The sequence below is a fragment of the Paraburkholderia sp. EG286B genome (assembly GCF_040965655.1).
GTDB lineage: Bacteria > Pseudomonadota > Gammaproteobacteria > Burkholderiales > Burkholderiaceae > Paraburkholderia.
Map to the genome: position 1 here is coordinate 16,970 of NZ_JBFRCF010000017.1, position 20,723 is coordinate 37,692.

19 protein-coding genes are annotated in these 20,723 nt (G+C 60.2%); 17 read left to right on the plus strand and 2 right to left on the minus strand.

What is annotated here, in order from left to right; all coding sequences use genetic code 11:
* Positions 1-135 precede the first annotated feature (135 nt).
* The 13 genes from AB4Y42_RS30450 (at position 136) to AB4Y42_RS30510 (ending at position 14,149) form a co-directional block, all read left to right on the plus strand.
* Positions 136-954, plus strand: a complete 819-nt coding sequence (locus AB4Y42_RS30450; RefSeq protein WP_368689889.1) for an SDR family NAD(P)-dependent oxidoreductase — start codon at positions 136-138, stop codon at positions 952-954.
* Positions 955-1,171: 217 nt separating this feature from the next.
* A complete protein-coding gene (locus AB4Y42_RS30455) occupies positions 1,172-1,981 on the plus strand; it encodes a MarR family transcriptional regulator (RefSeq protein ID WP_368696225.1) in 810 nt (269 codons plus the stop codon).
* Between the two features lie 303 nt (positions 1,982-2,284).
* On the plus strand, positions 2,285-3,307 hold the full coding sequence (locus tag AB4Y42_RS30460; protein WP_368689891.1) for an alcohol dehydrogenase catalytic domain-containing protein: 1,023 nt from the start codon (positions 2,285-2,287) through the stop codon (positions 3,305-3,307).
* Positions 3,295-4,461: a DUF1214 domain-containing protein gene (locus AB4Y42_RS30465; RefSeq protein ID WP_368689892.1), complete on the plus strand. Its 1,167-nt coding sequence runs from the start codon at positions 3,295-3,297 to the stop codon at positions 4,459-4,461. Before AB4Y42_RS30460 ends, AB4Y42_RS30465 begins: the two co-directional genes overlap by 13 nt.
* Positions 4,462-4,490: 29 nt before the next feature.
* The gene (locus tag AB4Y42_RS30470; protein ID WP_368689893.1) at positions 4,491-5,663 is read left to right on the plus strand and encodes a sulfotransferase; all 1,173 of its coding nucleotides are present in this window, start codon (positions 4,491-4,493) and stop codon (positions 5,661-5,663) included.
* Entirely contained in the window at positions 5,660-6,169 is a 510-nt protein-coding gene (locus tag AB4Y42_RS30475) for a VOC family protein (protein WP_368689894.1), read from the plus strand. The genes AB4Y42_RS30470 and AB4Y42_RS30475 overlap by 4 nt, the downstream gene beginning before the upstream one ends.
* The gene (locus tag AB4Y42_RS30480; RefSeq protein WP_368689895.1) at positions 6,166-6,939 is read left to right on the plus strand and encodes a 3'(2'),5'-bisphosphate nucleotidase CysQ; all 774 of its coding nucleotides are present in this window, start codon (positions 6,166-6,168) and stop codon (positions 6,937-6,939) included. The genes AB4Y42_RS30475 and AB4Y42_RS30480 overlap by 4 nt, the downstream gene beginning before the upstream one ends.
* A gap of 24 nt (positions 6,940-6,963) precedes the next feature.
* Positions 6,964-7,866, plus strand: a complete 903-nt coding sequence (gene cysD / locus AB4Y42_RS30485) for a sulfate adenylyltransferase subunit CysD (RefSeq protein ID WP_368689896.1) — start codon at positions 6,964-6,966, stop codon at positions 7,864-7,866.
* The gene (cysN, locus tag AB4Y42_RS30490) at positions 7,866-9,791 is read left to right on the plus strand and encodes a sulfate adenylyltransferase subunit CysN (RefSeq protein ID WP_368696226.1); all 1,926 of its coding nucleotides are present in this window, start codon (positions 7,866-7,868) and stop codon (positions 9,789-9,791) included. The genes cysD and cysN overlap by 1 nt, the downstream gene beginning before the upstream one ends.
* Positions 9,792-10,003: 212 nt before the next feature.
* A complete protein-coding gene (locus tag AB4Y42_RS30495) occupies positions 10,004-11,674 on the plus strand; it encodes an electron transfer flavoprotein-ubiquinone oxidoreductase (protein ID WP_368696227.1) in 1,671 nt (556 codons plus the stop codon).
* 36 nt (positions 11,675-11,710) lie between these two features.
* Positions 11,711-12,547, plus strand: coding sequence for a pantoate--beta-alanine ligase (panC, locus tag AB4Y42_RS30500; protein WP_368696228.1), 837 nt, complete (start codon positions 11,711-11,713; stop codon positions 12,545-12,547).
* 96 nt (positions 12,548-12,643) lie between these two features.
* Positions 12,644-13,453, plus strand: coding sequence for an SDR family oxidoreductase (locus AB4Y42_RS30505; protein ID WP_368689900.1), 810 nt, complete (start codon positions 12,644-12,646; stop codon positions 13,451-13,453).
* A gap of 90 nt (positions 13,454-13,543) precedes the next feature.
* Positions 13,544-14,149, plus strand: a complete 606-nt coding sequence (locus AB4Y42_RS30510) for a TetR family transcriptional regulator (protein ID WP_368696320.1) — start codon at positions 13,544-13,546, stop codon at positions 14,147-14,149.
* On the opposite strand, the gene AB4Y42_RS30515 is transcribed toward AB4Y42_RS30510, so the two are convergent.
* Together AB4Y42_RS30515 and AB4Y42_RS30520 are read right to left on the minus strand one after the other, a co-directional pair.
* Entirely contained in the window at positions 14,073-14,858 is a 786-nt protein-coding gene (locus AB4Y42_RS30515; protein WP_368696229.1) for a CerR family C-terminal domain-containing protein, read from the minus strand. The genes AB4Y42_RS30510 and AB4Y42_RS30515 overlap by 77 nt on opposite strands.
* A 591-nt stretch (positions 14,859-15,449) precedes the next feature.
* Complete coding sequence (locus AB4Y42_RS30520; RefSeq protein ID WP_368696230.1) at positions 15,450-15,950, minus strand: Lrp/AsnC family transcriptional regulator; 501 nt, start codon at positions 15,948-15,950, stop codon at positions 15,450-15,452.
* Positions 15,951-16,145: 195 nt separating this feature from the next.
* Between AB4Y42_RS30520 and AB4Y42_RS30525 the strand changes: the two genes are divergently transcribed.
* The 4 genes from AB4Y42_RS30525 to AB4Y42_RS30540 all read left to right on the plus strand — a co-directional run bounded on the left by AB4Y42_RS30525 (position 16,146) and on the right by AB4Y42_RS30540 (position 20,723).
* Complete coding sequence (locus AB4Y42_RS30525; RefSeq protein ID WP_368696231.1) at positions 16,146-17,162, plus strand: 1-aminocyclopropane-1-carboxylate deaminase; 1,017 nt, start codon at positions 16,146-16,148, stop codon at positions 17,160-17,162.
* A gap of 522 nt (positions 17,163-17,684) precedes the next feature.
* On the plus strand, positions 17,685-19,355 hold the full coding sequence (locus AB4Y42_RS30530) for an MASE1 domain-containing protein (RefSeq protein ID WP_368689904.1): 1,671 nt from the start codon (positions 17,685-17,687) through the stop codon (positions 19,353-19,355).
* Between the two features lie 28 nt (positions 19,356-19,383).
* The gene (locus AB4Y42_RS30535; RefSeq protein ID WP_368696232.1) at positions 19,384-20,001 is read left to right on the plus strand and encodes a response regulator; all 618 of its coding nucleotides are present in this window, start codon (positions 19,384-19,386) and stop codon (positions 19,999-20,001) included.
* A gap of 413 nt (positions 20,002-20,414) precedes the next feature.
* Entirely contained in the window at positions 20,415-20,723 is a 309-nt protein-coding gene (locus AB4Y42_RS30540) for a DUF4148 domain-containing protein (RefSeq protein ID WP_368696233.1), read from the plus strand.

Genomic DNA, 20,723 nt, shown 5'->3' on the forward strand with positions numbered 1-20,723 from the left:
TGTTGCATTATCAGCCTCATGAGACTAAGCTTGATCGAAAATGCCGACTCCAGCGCGCGCGGATGGACAGCCATACCGGGTACGTAAGCGCGCGAATGCTTTGAGTGGCGAGCGACCACATCATTCGACTACAGCATGCCTTCTCCAAAAGTCTTTTATCAGCGTTTGAGCGGCAAGATCGCGATCGTCACTGGCGCGGGGTCACTCGGGCAGGGTTACGGCACGGGCAAGGCTATCGCCTGTCTTTTTGCGGCTGAGGGCGCGTCCGTTTGCCTGGTCGATCAGCAGTACGAAAGGGCTGCCGAGACACTCGCGTTGATTACCGAATCCGGCGGCGAGGGGTTCGTCTGTACAGGTGATATCACGGACGCGGCCGTGTGCACGCGAATCGTCGAAGAGACTGTTGAGCGATATGGCCGCCTGGACATACTCGTGAACAACGTCGGAATTTCAGGTGCGCCGGGACGGTTGCAGGATATCGACGAGGCGTCGTGGGACCGTGTGATGAATGTGAACCTGAAGAGCGCGTTCCTGATGAGTCGCAGTGCGGTGCCAAAGATCGTGGCGCGCGGAGGCGGGGCAATCGTCAATATTAGTTCGGTTGCTGGCATACGCAGTCACGGGTCAGCCGCGTACGGTTCATCGAAGGCAGGCATGGTTGCGTTCACGCGCGAGTTAGCTGTGATGTACGGCCGTGATCATGTGCGTGCCAATGCCATCGCGCCGGGGCACATCTTTACACCCATGGTGCAGAGCATGCTCAATGAAAAGGCGCGCGAGCGGCGCCGCAAGATCGCACCACTTCCACTGGAAGGAGACGCGTGGGACGTTGCGTCTGCCGCGCTGTTTCTCGCCAGCGACGAGTCGCGGTTTATTACTGGCACATGCCTGCCAGTGGACGGCGGCGTGACGGAGGTTGCGGCACTTGCTGCTTACGACCTCGTTGGACAATAGCTGGGCCGTGCGCGCTGGGCGTGCACGCCGATTTGTTGTGTTGTTCTGCGGGCGGATTTTTCTGGTAACTTAGCGTTGCCGAAATGACCCCGCTACAGGAAACGGCACCTGTATGGCGTTGACGCGAGCCGTAGAGCTACCGATCACGTCATGTCGCCCATGGCTCGTTACGAGCATTTGCCATCTGGCACGCGGGTCTCGACCGATCGATGATGGTATGGGTGCCCGCAAGACCGCCGATTCACTTTTTGCCGCACTCGCGGACGCTACCCGGCGACAACTGTTGTCGTTGCTGGGCGCAGGCGCGCAAAGCGCGCCCGCGCTGGCGCGCGGACTGAACATATCGCGCGCGAGTGTGCTCGATCATCTGCGTGCACTCGACGAGGCGGGCTGGGTCGATGTGGCTCAGGACGATAGCGGCGAGGCGCTCTATTCGAAGCGCGCGCACGCCGAAGCGCAATTCCTCGCGGAGTGCGTCGCGTTGCAGACACCGGCAAGGCCCGAAGCAGGCGACGCCCTCGACGCTCAAGCCGCGGCGTGGGCGCGCGAGTGGCCGGCCGAAGACGCGAACGTCTATCTTATCGGGCAACGGCTGCTTCGGTTGTCGACACACATCGACCAGGCGCTCAAAGAGGCCGCCGCGAGCCAAGGCATCCGGGCCGCCGAGTTGTTGCTGCTGGACGCGCTGCTGGTTTCGGGGCCACCTTATACTCAGTCCCCGACGCAGCTTCAGAAGCCGCTGGCGATGACGCTTGGCGGCATCACGAAGTGCGTGAGCCGCTTGGAGCAGATGGGCTTGGTGGAGCGAACGCCGGACCCGGCGGATGGACGCGGAATTCTCGTGCGAATGAAGCCGCGAGCGCGTAAAGTCCTGGAGAACATTCTCCGCGAAGGGGCATACGGAACCGACTGGGTGGCGTCCAGCCATATGGCGCCGGCACGGCGGGCGGCGCTCTCGATTCTATTGCGCGAACTTCAGCTTTTCGCCGACGCGGAGGCTGCGCGTCGAAGCCGCGAGCGCCGCTGATATCTTCTCGTCGATCGCGGTCGCGCCAATATCTCGTTGTGCTGCGCAGCTGTTCGCTACGCAGCACTCACGCCGGCACCCTTTGCCGGCCATCTCCCTCATCTTCCTCCTGCCACGTTGAGCTGACCGGGCCTGCGCCGCATGTCTTTTGCAGCGCGATCGCTCGTCAGCAACAGCCGCCGAGGCGATTTTCCTACGCATTCTCCGTAAAAACACCTGGTGGAATCTAATTACTTTCCCAGTAAAGTAAATTCCATGTGCTCGACATGAGCAAATCACTCACGCAAAACGGAGATGCGATCGATGAGAGCCGCATATTTCACGGGCGTAGGTTCGCCGCTAGAAGTTAGGAGTCTTGCAGATCCAACCCCGGGTGTAGGCGAAGTTGTGTTGAAGATTCACCGCTGTGGGATTTGCGGATCGGATCTTCACATGACGGACGGGCACGCGCCGCACTTCACTCTTCCGGAAAATTCGACACTGGGTCATGAATTTGCCGGAGAAGTGATTGCGGTTGGAAAGGGTGTGGAGAAGCTGAGGGTCGGAGATCCTGTTACGGCGCTCCCGTTCACGGGATGCGGACATTGCGTTACCTGTCTTGCGGGAAAGCCTAACTTTTGTGCGGAGTTCAAGGGCGCCGCGGCGGGGTTTGCGCAGTATGCCGTCGTAGCGGAGCGTGTCGCGACGAAGCTTCCCAAGACGCTGAGCATGGAGGACGGTGCACTCATCGAACCGATGGCGGTTGGCTTGCACGGCGTCTCGCTCGCGAAACTGACGCCGGGCGCGAAGGTGCTGGTGATTGGCGCAGGCCCCGTGGGGCTCGCAGCGACTTTCTGGGCGCGGCGACTCGGAGCGGGGCGCATCGTTGCGACCGCTTCCTCACGACGTCGCGAGGCGCTCGCGCGGCATATGGGCGCCGATGCGTTCGTTGTACCTGACGCCGGGCAAGATCTGTCGACACTGGCCGCCGATGTGCTTGAAGGTGCACCGGACGTCGTATTCGAATGCGCGGGACAGAAGAAACTGATCGCGCAGGCGATTCAGTGTATCAAGCCGCAGGGCGACGTGATCGTGCTCGGCTTTTGCACGGTCCCCGATCAATTCATTCCCGCTGCGGCGGTGTGGAAGGAAGTGCGGATCCAGTTCGCTGTTACATACAGCATGCAGGAGTTCACGCATGTCGCGAACGTGTTTGACGCCGGCCATGTCGAACCGCGCATGATGATCACGGATCGCATTTCGCTCGACGCACTACCTGAAGCTTTTGAAGCACTGCGCAATCGCTCGACGCAATGCAAGGTGATGGTGAATCCATGGCTCAGCTGAAATCGTGGAGGGACTATCTTGCCAGGCTCGGCGAGGCCGAGAGTTTGCTCGAGTTGACCGAAACGCCTGACGACCCTCAAACGCGGGCGGATTTGTATCGTCAGTTCCAGATGAACCTCTCGCTTGCGTACTTCATCTATTTCCAGTCCGATCCACTTCATCCCGACTGGCTGCCCTTCCTGAACTCGGTGTTCATGCTGCAGCCAAATCCGGACGACACGTACTTCATCGCCCCACTACGCGGCGACCTGCGATACCGGCTGGTGGGAGAGCGTGGAAGCGTGCATCTGCTGACGCTCGATATCGGCCGCGGCACCATGGGAACCACCGACGAAATCCATCCTCCGCTCGGTCAATTCGATCTCGACGATCTGGAGATCGACGACGACGGGAACTTCGAGGTGCTGTTGAGTGCGGAGCGGCCGGCCGGTTACGAGGGTAACTGGCTACCGCTACATGGCGACGCCGACTTTGCGATGCTGCGCCAGCGTTCCTATGCGTGGGGTACGGAGCGCGACGCGCGTGTCGCCATCGAGTGTCTTGACGCCCCGTTCACGAAGCCACCGATGGGGTACGAGGACATCGCGCAGCGAACCGGCGAACTGATGAACTATGCGGGCCGGTTGTCACGCCGTTGGCTCACACATATGCAGCAACTGCGTACACGTAGCAAGGTGAACGAATTCGAGTTCTTTGCCTTCGGCGGCGGTCTCGCGAAACAGGCTTACTGGCAAGCGATTTTTGACTTTGGTCCCGACGAGGCGCTGATCCTTGAAACGGCATTGCCGCAGACACAACGCTACTGGAACGTGCAGTTGAATGACGCGCTATTCAACACGCTCGACTTTATCGATCATCAAAGCAGTCTCAATGGACATCAGGCTCACGTCGACGAAGACGGGCATTTTCGCGCTGTGATTGCTCATCGTGATCCGGGTGTGCCGAACTGGCTCGATACCTGCGGTATCAATCGCGGCACGGCGATAGGCAGATGGTATGCATGCAGTTCGGAGCCTGTCCCGACGCTCAAGCGTGTGTCATTGGCCGACGTTCGCAATTACCTGCCAGCGAAAACTCCTGTTGTTGACGAGAGCGAGCGTGAGAGGCGCTTGCGGGAACGGCGCATCGGCGCGCAGTTGAGGCGGCGTTGGTAAGTAGAACAAATGTTTTAAGGAGATGCCATATGTCATTGCGTGGACAATTCACAGGCGCGGAGGATGCGCTGCATGATGCCGCTAGTGGCGCAGCCGGCTTGAACGATTTCGGAGTCGGCGCGGAGTACATGCCGGGTCTGACGCAGCTTTTGATTGCGCTCGACGACGACGGTCCGCGCTTCGCACTCGGAGGGCGCGAGTTCGTCTGGAATGCGCTGGTCGGCGCGCTGATTTCGCGCCTGGTGCTCGTAGAGGGCTTACGCAAACATGCCGGCGCCGTGCAGAAAATTCCGCGGCGCCCGCTCGTCATAACCGGAATACCCAGAACAGGCACAACAGCGTTGCATAAGCTGCTCTCGGTGGATCCTCAGTTCCAGGGGCTGGAAAAATGGTTGACGGTCTTTCCGCAGCCTCGCCCCCCGCGGGAGACGTGGAGCGGCCATGCACAGTTCCAGGCGACCGCGGCCGGGCTCGAAGCCTTCTTCAACGCCGCGCCTGAAATGCGCGCAGCGCACAACATCGTGGCCGATGAGGTGGACGAATGTCTTGAGATCCTCAAGCAGGGATTCTGCAGCAACCTCTGGGGGTCGTCGTTCCGCGCGCCCCAATACGATAGCTGGTGGCGCGAGCAAAGTGAGTTGCCCGCATATCGCTACTTCGCGAGGGCCATCGGCTTGATTGGAGCGCGCGATAGCGAGAAGACGTGGCTGTTGAAGAATCCCGGTCACATCATGCAGTTGCCGACGCTCTTCGAGGTCTTTCCTGATGCTTGTGTCGTACAGACGCACCGCGACCCGATGCAGGCACTCCCTTCGCTCGCAAGTGTGCTGACGATGGCGCGCCGCGTCTCCGAGGGCAAGCGGGTCGACAAGCACGAGATCGGCCGGCGGGAAGTGGAGAACTGGGCGAGAGCGAGCGAAGCGGCAATCGAGGCGCGTGCGCATTTACCAAAGAAGCAGTTCATTGATATCCGGCAGAAGGACTTTCAGGTCGACCCGATCGGCACGGTGAGGCGGATCTATAGTCACTTCGGTTTCAGACTGAGCGCGGAAACAGAGCAAGCGATGCGCGAGCGTGTCAAGCAGAATCCGGAGCGTGCTCACGGCGCCCACGGCTACACACCTGACGAATTCGGTCTTGCAGCGGGAGCGATCAGGGAGCGCTTCTCCCGCTACATGGCTACCTACGGACTGGACAGATGAGCATTCCTTCCCTTTCACCATTTTCCGGTTTCCTCCAGATTGCCTATGTCACGACTGATGTGGACGAGGCGATTGCTCGCTTCGCTGCTGAACACAATGTCCCGGCATGGGCGCGGTTGCCGAGAATTGAAATCGAGTCGATGGGCGGGCGCCACTGCAAGCTGAATATCGCGCTCGCGTTCGTAGGACAGACGCAACTGGAGTTGATCGAACCGCTTTCCGGCGACGATCGTATTTACCGCGAGGCGCTGCCTCAAACAGGCTTTGCAATTCGCCACCATCACTTCGCGCAGTTAATCGAAAGCGAAGCCGCATTCGATACGCAACGTGAGCAAATGGCCGCGAGCGGCGTGCCCATCGTTGTCGACGGCCAGTCGCCGGGCGCGGCCCGCTACTTCTACACGGATCACCGCGCGACGCTGGGGCACTATATCGAGCACATCTGGTACACGCCCGCGGGCCTCGCAGGAATGAAGCAATTGCCGCGCAACGGGGAGGTGCGATGAACGTACTCGAAGAGGCGCTCGCGCTGGATGACGACCATCGTCTTGCTGCTCGCATCGCGACGGCGGCCGGGGATGCGTTGAACGCGATACGCGCATCGGCGGTGCTTGCCGGCAAACCGCTGGGTGCAGTCGGCGACGCTACGGCGAATGAGCTTATCGCGCGAATCATCGGCCACGCGCGCCCTGACGATGGTTTTCTCTCGGAGGAATTCGCGCCGGACCCGAAACGCCTTACTTGCGATCGCGTGTGGATCATCGATCCCCTCGATGGCACCCGCGAGTATGGCGAGCGCATCGAAGGGCGTAGCGACTGGGCGGTTCACGTTGCTTTGACTGTCGGCGGCATGCCGGACGCATGCGCGGTCGCGCTACCGGCCCTGGGGATGACGTTCGCAACCGGATCGCCCGCAACCTTACCCGCAGCGCCACAAGGGCGCCTGAAGATTCTCGTTAGCCGCACCCGGGCACCTGAGCTGGCGCGGAAGGTGGCGGAACGCCTGGACGCCGAACTCGTGCCGATGGGCTCGGCAGGCGCCAAGGCGATGGCGGTCGTGCGAGGGGAGGCTCACGCCTATCTCCACGCCGGTGGCCAATACGAGTGGGATTCGTGTGCACCGGTGGGGGTGGCGCTCGCAGCTGGACTTCACGCAAGCCGCATTGACGGCAGCCCGTGCGTTTACAACGGCGCAGACGCCGCGATGCCGGATCTGCTCATCTGTCGTCGCGAGGTCGCCGAATCGATACTGGGCGTTATCGCGGCCTCGCAATGAATCGTTCTTCCAGAAGGACCTGTCATGCCTACTTTGACTCACCTGCGACGGCTCGAAGCCGAAAGCATCCATATCATGCGAGAAGTCGTTGCAGAAGCAGAGCGACCGGTGATGCTTTATTCGATCGGAAAGGACAGCGCCTGCATGCTCCATCTCGCGAAAAAGGCTTTTCATCCCGCACCGCCACCGTTTCCGCTGTTGCACGTGGATACCACGTGGAAGTTTCGCGACATGTACGCGATGCGCGATCGCATGGCGCGTGAGACGGGAATGCAAATGATCGTTCACCAGAACCCGGAAGCAAAGGCACTAGGAATCAATCCGTTCGATCACGGATCGCAAGTCCACACGGATATGTGGAAGACCCAGGGTCTCAAGCAGGCCCTCGACAATCACGGTTTCGATGTGGCCTTTGGCGGAGCACGCAGAGACGAAGAAAAGTCGCGCGCGAAGGAACGCATCTTTTCGTTTCGCACTGCAACACATCAATGGGACCCGAAGAACCAGCGGCCCGAGCTATGGCGCCTGTATAGCGTGCGCAAGAGCAAGGGCGAGTCGATTCGTGTGTTTCCGATCTCGAACTGGACTGAGCTTGACATCTGGCAGTACATCTACCTTGAGAACATCCCGATCGTGCCATTGTATTTCGCGGCGAAACGTCCGGTAGTGCAGCGGGACGGTGTGCTCGTAATGGTCGACGACGACCGTATGCCACTCAAGCCGGGTGAAAGGCCTGAGGAGAAGATGGTGCGCTTTCGCACGCTCGGCTGTTATCCGCTAACCGGTGCGGTGGAGTCGTGCGCCACGACTTTGCCGCAAATCATTCAAGAGATGCTCCTGACGACAACCTCGGAACGGCAGGGCCGCGTCATCGATCATGATGGGGCGGCTTCGATGGAACGAAAGAAGCAAGAGGGGTACTTCTGATGGCACACGTCTCCGAGCTCATTGGAACCGACATCGAGCGGTACTTGAAACAGCACGAAACGAAGAGCCTGCTTCGATTCATCACATGCGGGAGCGTGGATGACGGCAAGAGCACACTGATAGGCCGTTTGCTGTACGAGTCGAAGATGCTGTTTGAGGACCAGCTCGCGGCACTCGAAGCCGATTCCAGGAAGGTAGGTACGCGTGGCGGCGCGATAGACTACGCGTTGCTGCTGGATGGCCTGGCGGCCGAACGCGAGCAGGGCATTACCATCGATGTCGCCTACCGGTTCTTCTCGACGGATCGCCGCAAATTCATCGTTGCCGATACGCCAGGCCACGAGCAGTACACCCGCAACATGATCACGGGTGCGTCGACGGCCGACCTGGCCATTATCCTGGTCGATGCCCGCAAGGGCATGCTGCAGCAAACTCGCAGACACAGCTATCTTGTGTCGCAAATCGGTATCCGCAACGTGGTGCTCGCGGTCAACAAGATGGACCTCGTCGACTACTCGCGCAAACGATTCGATGAAATATCGTGCGAATACTGTGACTTTGCGGAGAAGATCGGTATTCGAGGGGTAACGGCCATCCCAATCTCCGGCGTGAACGGCGACAACATCATCGGGAAAAGCGGAAAGACTGCGTGGTACGACGGGCCTTCATTGATGCATCACCTCGAGACTGTCGAGATCGACGAGGCGCGCTTGCAAGCTCAGCCCTTCCGGTTGCCAGTCCAGTGGGTCAACCGGCCCAACCTCGATTTTCGTGGTTTCGCTGGAACGATCGCATCCGGCGCTGTGCGTAAGGGGGATCGCGTGCAGATACAGCCCTCGGGACGGGAGAGCACCGTCGCCCGAATCGTGACGGCAGATGGCGAGCTCGACGTGGCCTACGCTGAACAGTCCGTCACGCTCGTGCTTGCTGACGAAGTGGACGTTTCTCGCGGCGACCTGATTTCGACAGTCGATTCACCCGCACAGGTCGCCGACCAGTTTGAAGCGACACTCGTGTGGATGAGCGACGAGCCTATGCTGCGCGGGCGCAGCTATTTGCTCAAACTCTCCACGCGGACCGTTACGGCAACCGTAATGCCGCTCAAGTACAAAGTGAATGTCAATACGCTCGAACACGTGGCTGGCGAGACGCTTACTTTGAACGAAATTGGTGTCGCGGAAATTGAGCTTGACCGCACGATTGCCTTCGATCCGTACGAGCATAACCGCGAAACGGGCGGTTTCATCGTGATCGATCGCATGACCAACAATACGGTTGGCGCGGGCATGTTGCGGTTCGCGTTGCGCCGCGCAAGCAACATCCATTGGCAGGCGCTTGAGGTCGACAAGCGCGCGCGGCGGGTGCTGAACGGGCATCAAAGTGGCGTTGTCTGGCTTACCGGACTATCGGGGGCGGGCAAATCGACCATTGCCAATCTGCTGGAGAAGCGCCTGCATGCAATGGGAAAGCGCACCTATCTACTCGATGGCGACAACGTCAGGCATGGGTTGAACAAGGATCTCGGATTCACGGCCGAGGATCGCGTGGAGAATATCAGGCGCGTCGCCGAGGTGGCGAAGTTGATGGCCGATGCGGGCGTAATCGTGATCACTGCCTTCATTTCGCCGTTCCGTTCCGAACGAGGCTTGGCGCGTGATCTCATGGAAGATGGCGAATTTATTGAAGTTTTCATCGATACTCCCCTCGAAGTGGCTGAACAGCGCGACCCGAAGGGCCTCTACAAGAAGGCCCGCCGCGGCGAGCTGAAGAACTTTACCGGCATCGATTCGCCCTACGAGCGTCCGCAGAATCCGGAAATGCGCATAGACACCACGAAATCGTCTCCTGAAGCGGCCGTGGAAGCGATCTTCGACAAACTCCAGACGGTGGGCTTCCTCGACGTATTTCGAGGTGCCCCACTCTGAGCCGGCGGCGGTGTGTGCGCGTGGAGGCGCTTGTTCATGTGGCGCCTTCACCACCGTCCAGCGTTCATATTGTTATACGTCATTCATTTATATATACTCCTCGCTGTCACCTACGGGAGATTCTGGAAGCGATTCCCGTGTTGATGGCGCCCTCGACGGGCGAGAGTCCAACAAGCATGGCGGCGTCACGAGGCCAGGGAGAGAGAGTGGGGATGGCGGAGGAGAATCAGCAAGGGCACGGCCCACGCGAGTCGATGGAATACGACGTGGTGATCGTCGGTGGCGGCCCCGCCGGGCTGTCTGCCGCGATCCGCCTGAAGCAGCTGGCCGCGGAGAAAGGCGCTGAGATCGGCGTCTGCGTGCTGGAGAAAGGCTCGGAAATCGGGGCGCATATCCTCTCGGGCGCGGTCATGGATCCGCGTGCCCTGAACGAGCTGATTCCGGACTGGAAAGAGCAAGGCGCGCCGCTGAACGTGCCCGTGACCGAGGACAAGTTCCTTTTTCTTTCCGAAACGGGGGCTAAGGCTGTGCCGAACTGGGCGCTGCCCGACAACTTCAAGAACCACGGCAACTACGTCATCAGCCTCGCCAACGTCACGCGCTGGCTGGGCCAGCAGGCCGAGGCGCTGGGCGTCGAAATCTTCCCGGGCTTCCCCGCTGCCGAAGTGCTCTACAACGACGACGGGTCGGTCAAGGGCGTCGCCACCGGCAACATGGGGGTCGGCAAGGACGGCGAGCCCACCGAGAACTTCCAGCTCGGCATGGAGCTGCACGCGAAGTACACGCTGTTCTGCGAAGGCTGCCGCGGGCATCTGGGCCGTCAGCTGAACGAGAAGTTCAAGCTCGGCAAGGATTCGGATCCGCAGGTCTACGGCATCGGCATCAAGGAACTGTGGGAGATCGATCCCTCGAAGCACCAGCCCGGCCTCGTGATCCACACCGCCGGCTGGCCGCTGGAAAGCGACACCTATGGCGGCTCGTTCCTGTACCACATCGACAACAACCAGGTGATGGTGGGCTTTGTCGTGGGGCTCGCGTACCAGAACCCGTATCTCTCGCCGTTCGAGGAATTCCAGCGCTACAAGACGCATCCGGAAATCCGCAAGTACCTCGAAGGCGGCAAGCGCGTCTCGTATGGCGCGCGCGCGATCACGGCGGGCGGCCTGATGTCGCTGCCCAAGCTCGTGTTCCCGGGCGGCGCGCTGGTGGGCGACGATGCGGGCTTTCTGAACGCCTCGCGCATCAAGGGCAGCCACGCGGCGATCAAGACCGGCATGCTGGCAGCGGACGCCGCATTCGAAGCCGTGCAGGCGGGCCGCCAGAGCGACGAACTCGCGGCCTACCCGGAAGCGTTCAAGCAGTCGTGGCTCCACACGGAGCTGTACAAGGCGCGCAACTTCAAGCAGTGGATGAGCAAGGGCCTGTACCTGGGCACGCTCATGGTGGGCATCGAGCAGAAGCTGCTGGGCGGCAACGTGCCGTGGACGCTGCATCACCAGCATCGCGACCACGAGATGCTGAAACCGGCTTCGCAGTGCAAGCCGATCGAGTATCCGAAGCCGGATGGCAAGCTCACGTTCGATCGGCTCTCCTCGGTGTTCATCTCGAACACGAACCACGAAGAGAATCAGCCCGCGCACCTCACGCTCAAGGACATGACGGTGCCGGTCGGCATCAATCTCGCGACTTACGCAGGTCCCGAGGCGCGCTTCTGTCCCGCAGGCGTGTATGAGTTCGTAAAAGACGATCAGGAAGAAGATCGCCTGCAGATCAACGCGCAGAACTGCGTGCACTGCAAGACCTGCGACATCAAGGACCCGACGCAGAACATCGTGTGGGTCACGCCTGAAGGTGGCGGCGGGCCGAACTATCCGAACATGTAAGCAGTACGTGGTTAAGTCTCAGAGGCAAGATCCAGCATGAAACTGATTCGGTCTGTCGAGGAACTGCGAGCTCAATTGCGCGGGCAAAACCGCACGGCATTCGTGCCGACAATGGGCAATCTGCACGAAGGACATCTGTCGCTGATTCGTCTCGCACGACAGCATGGAGATCCTGTCATTACCAGCATTTTCGTGAATCCGCTGCAGTTTGGACCGGGTGAAGATTTCGAGTGTTATCCGAGAACCCTCGAGGCGGACATGGAGAAGCTTCAGAAGGAGAATGTATACGTCGTCTTTGCCCCTACGGAACGGGACCTCTATCCGCAGCCGCAAGAGTATCGCGTGCAGCCTCCAAATGGGCTTGGCGACATGCTAGAGGGGGAGTTCCGGCCGGGCTTCTTTCAAGGCGTTTGCACGGTCGTAATGAAGTTGCTGTTATGCGCGCAGCCGCGCGTGACAGTGTTTGGAAAAAAGGACTATCAACAATTGATGATAGTTCGGGAAATGTGCAAACAGTTCGCAATGCCCACGGATGTCGTGGCCGGCGAAACCATCCGCGACATCGACGGACTTGCGCTGTCCTCTCGCAATCGCTTCCTGACGCCGGAGCAACGCGTGGAGGCCCCCACGCTATATCGGCTCCTCAACGAGGTGCGCGAGGACATTTTGAGCGGTCGACAGGATATCCAGCGAATCGAACGGCGCGTGTTCTCAACGCTGGTCGATCGCGGCTGGAAACCCGACTACATCTCGGTTCGAAAGCAGGCCGATTTACGCTCTCCAATGGAGCAGGATGTAGTCGATCAAAAGCTCGTCGTGCTGGCGGCAGCGCGCCTCGGCAGCACACGCCTTATTGACAACCTTGAGATTTGAACCCTTGATGCTATGCCTTGCCACGGTGACTGGGGGGTAGGGCGAGAGCGCAACTCAAAGGCGCACCCTGCGCCTGTCTGACATTGGCGTTTCGTTATGACTGAACCAGCAATTCATGATGGCGGCTCTCGCAGGCAGTCGGTTCTTGTGACCGGAGCGGGCCGGCGAATCGGTCGCGCGCTCTCCCTTGGCTTTGCCGCGCGAGGATGGGACGTTGCCTTGCACTATCACGAGTCGAAGCGCGAAGCGCAAGAGGTTGTCGATCAGATCGCGGTGCGAGGCGGAAGGGCAATTTCCCTTTGCGCGGATCTTTCGAAAGAGGAACAGGTGAGGCAGCTTGTACCCGCGTGTGTGCAAGCATTCGGACGTCTCGATTGCGTCCTGAATTGCGCGTCGCGGTTCGAGGAAGATACGGCACAGACTTTTACTTACGATCTCCTGCTGGCGCTCATGAAGATCAACGTCGCTGCGCCGCTGGCTTTGGCGCGCGGACTCTACGACGCGATACCGGACTGTGCAGTTGCCGACGAGGCGCAGCGAGGCGTTGTTGTCAACGTTCTGGACCAGAAGCTTTACAACATGAATCCAGACTACATCTCCTATACCTTAACGAAAGCAGCGTTGGCGAATGCAACGATAGCGCTTGCGCAGGCGCTAGCGCCAAAGGTCAGAGTGGTCGGATTGGCTCCCGGACTTACGCTTGTCTCCGGCGATCAAACGCAAGAGCAGTTTGAGACGGCTCACCGAATGACCCCGCTTCGGCGCGGGTCGCGGCTTGAAGACATCGTCGATGCAGCCGTCTATCTTGCCGAGGCACGTGGAGTGACGGGGACGACCTTGGTCGTCGACGGAGGTCAACATCTTGTATCCAGCCAGCGCGACGTGATGTTCGCGAATATTGAGTAGGCGCGCGGGACAAGACCTCACAACTCGCGGCGAACAGGGCGGATAGCGGTGCAGCGCGACAAGAGAGCGCGTGGAAGGCCGAGGGACATGATGAAGCGAAAAGTACAGGGACTCGTAACGCGGGAAAAGATCCTCGACAGCGCGGAGATTTTATTTTTTGAGCGTGGCGTCAGTGCTACGTCTCTTGAAGACATCGCTCACGCGGCTGGTATGACCAGAGGCGCAATCTATGGTCACTTCTCAAACAAATGGGCCCTCGTGACGGCTTTGTTCGAGCGATCAGCTTTGCCTCTGGACCCGTTCACAATTCCGCCCGAGAAGTCTAATGGGGCAACGCTTGGCGCATTGCGTTCAAAACTTGAGAGGAGATTGGCCGACGTCCTTCACTCCGGCACACAACGGCGCCTGTACTCCATCGCATTCTCCACAGCAAAATCTGAAGGAGATACCGTTGTTTCCACATCGACGCTGGGGGAAGCTGCGCGAATCGCGCAGTCATCTATCGAGTCCGCGTTAAGACTCGCAGCGGCAAATCGTGTGGCCACTGATCACGTCGACTACGCTGTGGAAGCGGTATGCATTCACTCACTATTGACGGGTTGCTTTCACCTGAGTTTGCTTATGTCATCGCATCAGGGCGCGGAGCAAGCCCTCGCGTCGGCTGTTGTGGGAAGGGCGCTTTCGACCCTGCTCTGACAATCTTGGCGGGCCGTTCTCTTACTACTTCTTCGAGCAGCAGAGCCGTTTGCCGGTCAACGACCGATGTGATCCAGCTGAGCCGATGTGTATCGATGGATCCCCAGCCTAGAGAAAGCATCATCGATCGCCGTGTGAGGTGAATTGCTATGAGCTGGCCGGTAATGGTTAGCGCGCGCAATAAAGCCTCTTCGTCGCCGGCATCTCTGCCCATCAGGCGGGCAACTATTTCGCTGCACACAGGTATCAGGCGCGTCTGAAGACGATCGCGCAATTGAGCCTCGGGAAACTGGGGTCCCAGGCCTGCCTGTTCCCGCGCCATGAAGAGCCTCCAGCTATCGGGCTCAGCCGAGGTGAACAGGTATTGAGCAAGATGTTTCTGGATTTCACGGAACGCGCGGATTAATTGATCGTCCTCCCCGTCTGTATCAAGTACGGCCCGCGCCGCGTCGACGGGGCTGGCGAGGTGATCAGAGATCGTGGTGGCGATGTGATCGACACACGCCAGATACACGCCTTCCTTGTTCGAAAAGTAGTAGCGCAATGCGGGTGGATTGACACCTGCTAGCTCCGCAATGTCTCGCGTCGAGGCTCCTTCAAATCCGCGCAAACCGAAAAGCGTGAGTGCTGCAGCAATGATTCGGGCTCGCGTTTCATTGCCGCATACATAGCCGGTCGCTGTTCCGGAACGCCCTCGACTCTTGGTCATTGCCACAAGTTATCAGTCTTGTAAAAGGAGCGGGAAGTAAATCGGCTTGATCCGTTGGCAATTGGCCGTGGACAACAACCTCCGGCAAGTCGATCTGAATGAATTCCAAAGACGGTACGCATGTTCCACCCGCAATGATGTGACCGGTTAAGCAACCGGCCAATCTGCACCAGGTTTGAGCGGATTTGCGATGTTGTAATAATAGAACGACATACGCATAATCGCACTTAGGGCAAATCTCGACCCCGTTGGCTGTGTTCGCCTGGTGATGGACGATAACCTTGCGTGTGCTTGCCGAAGAATGCGGTGCAGTTAATTCGGCTTAGGCGGCCGCCCCATAAGGCTTTCGGGCGCCTGCAAGTTGGCACACCAAGCCGAAACAATTGACGTCACTAAGCCGATATTTTTGCGTCTTGCAGCTGGGAGAGCGCTTGCATGGCATGCAAGAGGTGAGCGGTTCGATCCCGCTTACCTCCACCAACAGAACGCGCGGCCTTCGGGCACGTTGCTTCATCATCCTGATTCACTTCCCCACGCCGCATCGAAATTCACGCAGCCATTTTCAATGGATCGCCTTCGCGCGCGCACCGTTCACAGCGGCAACGCATGCGTCGACAGAATCTCCTTGAGCACCATGAAGCTGCGGACCTGCCGCACGCCCGGCAAATACAACAACTGCTCCGCATGCAGCTGGTTGAAGCTTTCGTTGTCGCGCGTGCGCACCAGCATGAAGTAATCGAATTCGCCGGTCACGACGTGGCACTCCACACAGCCTGAAACCTTCTGGGCCGCTTTCTCGAACGCGGCGAACGCTTCGGGTGTCGAGCGGTCGAGCACGAAGCCGATCACGACGAGCATGCCTGCGCCGAGCGCCTTCGGATCGAGTAGCGCGACGATTCCGCGTATCAGCCCCAACTCCTTGAGCCGTTCCACACGCCGCAGGCACGCGGGCGCGCTGAGCTTCACTTTGGCCGCGAGGCTGACGTTGGAAATCGATGCGTCCTGCTGCAAATGCCTGAGGATCGCGCGATCGATGCGATCCAGTGCGGGCGGCTCATGCGGTGTAGCGGGAGAGCGTCTGGTTAATTTCATTGCGTCCTTAAGCCGTTTTACAAATTAAAAGTGTTCAGAAGTCAACGCGAATGCTTTAAACGTAGGTCGTCGATATTTTTTTAGCAAGCTCATTTCGCGGCAACGCGCCTAACATTTCTCCATCGGATTGCGCGCACCAGGCGCGTACCGACCGTTGACCACGCCCCGCATGAGCCGACCTCCCGGAGATATTCGATGAACCTCCAGCGTTTCCCCCGTTATCCACTCACGTTCGGACCCACGTCCATCCAGCCACTCAAGCGCCTTAGCCAGCATCTGGGCGGCAAGGTCGAGCTCTACGCGAAGCGCGAGGACTGCAACAGCGGACTCGCGTTCGGTGGCAACAAGACGCGCAAGCTCGAGTACCTGATTCCCGACGCGCTCGCTCAAGGTTGCGACACGCTGGTCTCGATTGGCGGCATCCAGTCGAACCAGACGCGTCAGGTTGCAGCCGTCGCCGCGCATCTCGGCATGAAGTGCGTGCTGGTTCAGGAGAACTGGGTCAACTACTCCGATGCCGTCTACGACCGCGTAGGCAACATCCAGATGTCGCGCATGATGGGCGCGGACGTGCGGCTCGTGCCAGACGGCTTCGACATCGGCATTCGACCGAGTTGGGAGGAGGCGCTCGAGAGCGTGCGTGCGGCGGGCGGCAAACCGTATGCGATACCGGCGGGCTGCTCGGAGCATCCGCTCGGCGGCCTCGGCTTCGTGGGCTTTGCCGAGGAAGTGCGGGCGCAGGAGGCGCAACTGGGCTTCAAGTTCGACTACATCGTCGTGTGCTCGGTGACGGGCAGCACGCAGGCGGGCATGGTGGTCGGCTTTGCGGCGGATGGCCGGGCGGACCGCGTGATCGGCATCGACGCTTCGGCCACGCCGGAGAAGACCCACGCGCAGATCACGCGCATTGCGCGTCATACCGCCGGGCTCGTCGATCTCAGCTGCGATATCGGCGAGAAGGACGTGATTCTCGACACGCGTTACGGCGGCCCGGAGTACGGGTTGCCGAACGAAGGCACGCTGGAGGCGATTCGCTTGTGCGCGCGCCTGGAAGGCGTGCTGACCGATCCCGTGTATGAGGGCAAGTCGATGCACGGCATGATCGACAAAGTGCGCCGCGGCGAATTCGAGCCGGGGTCGAAGGTGCTGTACGCGCATCTGGGCGGCGTGCCGGCGTTGAGCGCGTACAGCTTCATCTTCCGCGACGGCTGAGTTCAAGCGTGGGTTTGCTGGCGCGCGAGGCGGGCGCCACGGTCTTTGACTTTGATCACGGCGTGCAGGGCGAAGCGCATCGACAATGGCGCCCTACACGTCGTGGGAGTGCCGGGCCCTGTTGCCTCTCCTGCGAACTCCGCGCCGGGCTTTTTAGCCCGGCGCTTTTTTTTTGCAGGATTCGAATCGATCTGACAAGAGCCGTTCAAGCGACTTCACTCGGGCAAGCACCAACGAGCGGAAAACCTGACGTTGTTGAAAGGCGTTACGACATGAGGCCGTAAGCGGTTCGATGGCTGCGGCGTTGGTGACCGTCGTCGGAATGCGGCCGTAACGTGAAGCACTTCACGCATAAGGAGTGCTGTGTAGTGTTTGATTAACGCGGTGGGTGCCACCACAATCATGAGGTCAGGTCGGGAACAGGCGCCGAGTGACTCACGGACTGACGGGCGGCTCCCTCCGCGTTCACCCCCAGGGAGCGCGTAGCGTATTCGCACTCCGGCTTCTGGATTGGAAGCGAAAATGGCTACCATTCGGGACACTTCCAGATTCGGCCTCTTCCTGTACACCGGAATGGTTGCCCTGGCGTATTTCGCCGGTGCAAAGCTGGGCCTTTCGTATGCGGTAGTGGGCGGTGCAATCTCTCTCGTATGGCCTTCCAGCGGCATCGCCCTCGTTGCGCTGCTCGCACTCGGTATCGAAGTCGCCCCGGGGATTGCCGTTGGGTCCTTCCTCGCCAACGTGTCGGGCGGCGTGCCTGCAGCCGTGGCCGCGGCGATAGGCATCGGCTCCATGGCCGGGCCGTTGACGGCGGCGCTGTTGCTCAACCGCGCGACACGATTCCAGATCACCCTCGCGCGCATCAACGATGTGCTGGCCTTCATCGCCCTCGCTGCGGTGACGAGTACGGCAGTCAGTGCGCTGGTCGGCACGACCGCCCTGCTGGGAGGGGGACTCGTGCCTGCCGCCGGGTACCCCGCAGCCTTTCTGAAATGGTGGCTCGGCGACATGATGGGGGTTCTCGTCGTGGCGCCGGCCCTGTTCAGCTTCCTCACGTATTCGAACCCTCTCCGCTCCGCACGGCGGATCATGGAAGCGTGCGGACTGATTGCTGCGACCTTTTGGGTCAGCTACCTCATCTTCGGTGCCCCGCAACTTGCCGGGCACGGCTACTACCCCGCAGCGCTCGCGATATTTCCATTCGTTATCTGGGCGGCGCTGCGCTTCGATCGCCTGGGCGCCAGCATCGTGACGCTGATGGTCTCGGTGGTGGCCATCTGGGGCACGACCCACGGCACGGGGCCCTTTGCTGCCGAATCTGCTGTGGACAGCCTCGTGAGGTGGTGCGCCTTCGCGAACGTCGTGGCGGTGACAGGACTGTTGCTGGCGGCGGCACGCGCTCAGGAACGGGGCGCCCATGACCTGCTGCAGGCGGCCCACATCGAACTCGAGCGACGCGTCGAGGAGCGCACCGAAGACCTGGAGAAGGCAAACAACGAGCTAACAGAGGAGATGGAGCGACGCCGTTTGCTGGAAGGGGAGCTGATCCGGATCGGCGATCAGCAGCAGAGACTCATCGGCCAGGAACTGCACGACGGACTTGGGCAACACCTGACCAGCCTGGGACTGTACTGCGCGGCCTTGAATCAGAAACTGCAGACCCAGGGCCACCCGGCCGCCGCCGACGCCGCTATCGTCGTCGGCCTGGTGAAACAGGCGTCCCTGATGACCCGCAGGATCGCCCATGGCCTCGATCCGGTCGCGATGGAATATGGCGGACTTGCGGACGCACTGCAAGCGCTGGCGGAGACGGCTCGCGCGCTCAACGGCGTGGACTGCAAGCTGCGGATCGCGCCGGATGTGGACTTGCTGGACCCGCTGCTGCAGATCAACCTGTACCGAGCCGCACAGGAAGCCGTCAACAACGCGCTGAAATATTGTCATGGCCACCGCATCTGGATCGACCTCGAGCGGGCGGGCGGTCTGCAGACGCTCTCGATCAGTGACGACGGGGTCGGTATCGGCCCGGAGGAAATGGAGCGAGCGTCGGGTCTTGGACTGCACAACCTGCGCCACCGGGCGAGTCTTCTGGGCGGCTCCTGCACGGTGACCCGCAACGGCCTGGGCGGCACCACGGTCGCCATTAGCTATCCGCTACCGGAGGGCACTGGCCATGCACAGGAAATGCGCTAGCCCAGGCCGTGCGACTCAAATCCTGATCGTGGATGACCACCCCATCATCCGGGACGGGATGACGCTCCTGCTCAATCTGCAAGAGGACCTGCACGTCTGCTGTGCAGCGGGCAGCGCCGACGAAGCGCTCGCGGCGATGGCGTGCCTGCCCGACATGGCCATTGTGGATATCAGTCTGCAGACCGACTCCGGCCTCGAACTGGTCAAGACGCTGCGGCACCGCTATCCCGATCTGGCAATCCTCGTCCTCAGCATGCATGACGAAAGCTTGTTTGCCGAACGCGCACTGCGCTCCGGGGCAAACGGGTATCTGATGAAACTCGAAGCCACGGAGCATGTCGTGAGCGCCATCCGCGAAGTGCTGGCGGGCAATATCTACATGAGCGCCGCCATGCACGGAAAGCTGGCGCGGGCGCTTGCCGTCCCACATAAAAAGCCCGAGGGCCAAATTGCGAACCTTTCGGAAAGGGAATTCGAAGTTCTGCACCTGATCGGACTCGGCTTCAGCACCCGCGATATCGCAGAGAAGCTGAGCCGGAGCGTGAAGACGATCGAAGCGCACCAGGCCAATATCAAGGAAAAGCTGAGCATCCGCAGCGGCAAGGAACTGACGCGGTTCGCAATTCAGTGGATCGAGAACCAATAGGGCTGAGCCTGCCCGCTGAATAAGGCAATCCCCTAGCCTCTTTTAGGACGGGCGCCTGGTTCATGCACATGGGGTCGGCGCTTACAGTCGTATCTACCCAACACCGAGCACTCTGCCGCCGGTGCGTTTGCCGAAGCCGTACAACAGCAAGCGCATGGCGATGCGAGCCTGCGCGACGCTCGCCGTCGCAGCCCCCCAAGCGCGGATCGTTTGCATATGTTCAACCCAGTCGTGCTCAAGGCAAGGGGGTTCGCTTTGAGCATGACCTTGTTCGTTACAGGAGGAAATCAGCGGAGTTGTGCGGCCAGCTCGCTTGAACGCACCCTGCTTCACTGCATCGATGGGTCGTTGACGCCGGTGCATACACGAAGACTTGTCGAACCGTACGTGGCAATCGTTGGAGGTAGCTCATCATGAAATACCTTGCTCAAACTGTCGTTATCCTTACTATCGCGGCTGCTCCGGTTCTCTCGTTCGCACAGTCGAACGGCCCCGTGACGACTGAACAGGTTCGCGCCGAGCTGGTCCAGCTCGAACAGGCTGGCTACCACGTCGGTGACGGCGACAACGCAAGCTATCCAGCTGATATCCAGGCTGCCGAAGCACGTGTGGCCGCGCAGAACGGCGGGAGCAGTTACGGCGGGATGGTCAGCGGATCGTCAGCGTCCGGCGCGCCAGCGGCGGCCATTACCGGTTTGAAGCCGGTTTACTTCGGTCAGTAA

Excerpts from the sequence above, each read along its gene's own strand:
- AB4Y42_RS30450 (WP_368689889.1), top strand. The coding sequence starts at position 136 with ATGCCTTCTCCAAAAGTCTTTTATCAGCGTTTGAGCGGCAAGATCGCG.
- AB4Y42_RS30455 (WP_368696225.1), top strand. The coding sequence starts at position 1,172 with ATGGGTGCCCGCAAGACCGCCGATTCACTTTTTGCCGCACTCGCGGAC.
- AB4Y42_RS30460 (WP_368689891.1), top strand. The coding sequence starts at position 2,285 with ATGAGAGCCGCATATTTCACGGGCGTAGGTTCGCCGCTAGAAGTTAGG.
- AB4Y42_RS30465 (WP_368689892.1), top strand. The coding sequence starts at position 3,295 with ATGGCTCAGCTGAAATCGTGGAGGGACTATCTTGCCAGGCTCGGCGAG.
- AB4Y42_RS30470 (WP_368689893.1), top strand. The coding sequence starts at position 4,491 with ATGTCATTGCGTGGACAATTCACAGGCGCGGAGGATGCGCTGCATGAT.
- AB4Y42_RS30475 (WP_368689894.1), top strand. The coding sequence starts at position 5,660 with ATGAGCATTCCTTCCCTTTCACCATTTTCCGGTTTCCTCCAGATTGCC.
- AB4Y42_RS30480 (WP_368689895.1), top strand. The coding sequence starts at position 6,166 with ATGAACGTACTCGAAGAGGCGCTCGCGCTGGATGACGACCATCGTCTT.
- cysD (WP_368689896.1), top strand. The coding sequence starts at position 6,964 with ATGCCTACTTTGACTCACCTGCGACGGCTCGAAGCCGAAAGCATCCAT.
- cysN (WP_368696226.1), top strand. The coding sequence starts at position 7,866 with ATGGCACACGTCTCCGAGCTCATTGGAACCGACATCGAGCGGTACTTG.
- AB4Y42_RS30495 (WP_368696227.1), top strand. The coding sequence starts at position 10,004 with ATGGCGGAGGAGAATCAGCAAGGGCACGGCCCACGCGAGTCGATGGAA.
- panC (WP_368696228.1), top strand. The coding sequence starts at position 11,711 with ATGAAACTGATTCGGTCTGTCGAGGAACTGCGAGCTCAATTGCGCGGG.
- AB4Y42_RS30505 (WP_368689900.1), top strand. The coding sequence starts at position 12,644 with ATGACTGAACCAGCAATTCATGATGGCGGCTCTCGCAGGCAGTCGGTT.
- AB4Y42_RS30510 (WP_368696320.1), top strand. The coding sequence starts at position 13,544 with ATGAAGCGAAAAGTACAGGGACTCGTAACGCGGGAAAAGATCCTCGAC.
- AB4Y42_RS30515 (WP_368696229.1), bottom strand. The coding sequence starts at position 14,858 with ATGACCAAGAGTCGAGGGCGTTCCGGAACAGCGACCGGCTATGTATGC.
- AB4Y42_RS30520 (WP_368696230.1), bottom strand. The coding sequence starts at position 15,950 with ATGAAATTAACCAGACGCTCTCCCGCTACACCGCATGAGCCGCCCGCA.
- AB4Y42_RS30525 (WP_368696231.1), top strand. The coding sequence starts at position 16,146 with ATGAACCTCCAGCGTTTCCCCCGTTATCCACTCACGTTCGGACCCACG.
- AB4Y42_RS30530 (WP_368689904.1), top strand. The coding sequence starts at position 17,685 with ATGGCTACCATTCGGGACACTTCCAGATTCGGCCTCTTCCTGTACACC.
- AB4Y42_RS30540 (WP_368696233.1), top strand. The coding sequence starts at position 20,415 with ATGAAATACCTTGCTCAAACTGTCGTTATCCTTACTATCGCGGCTGCT.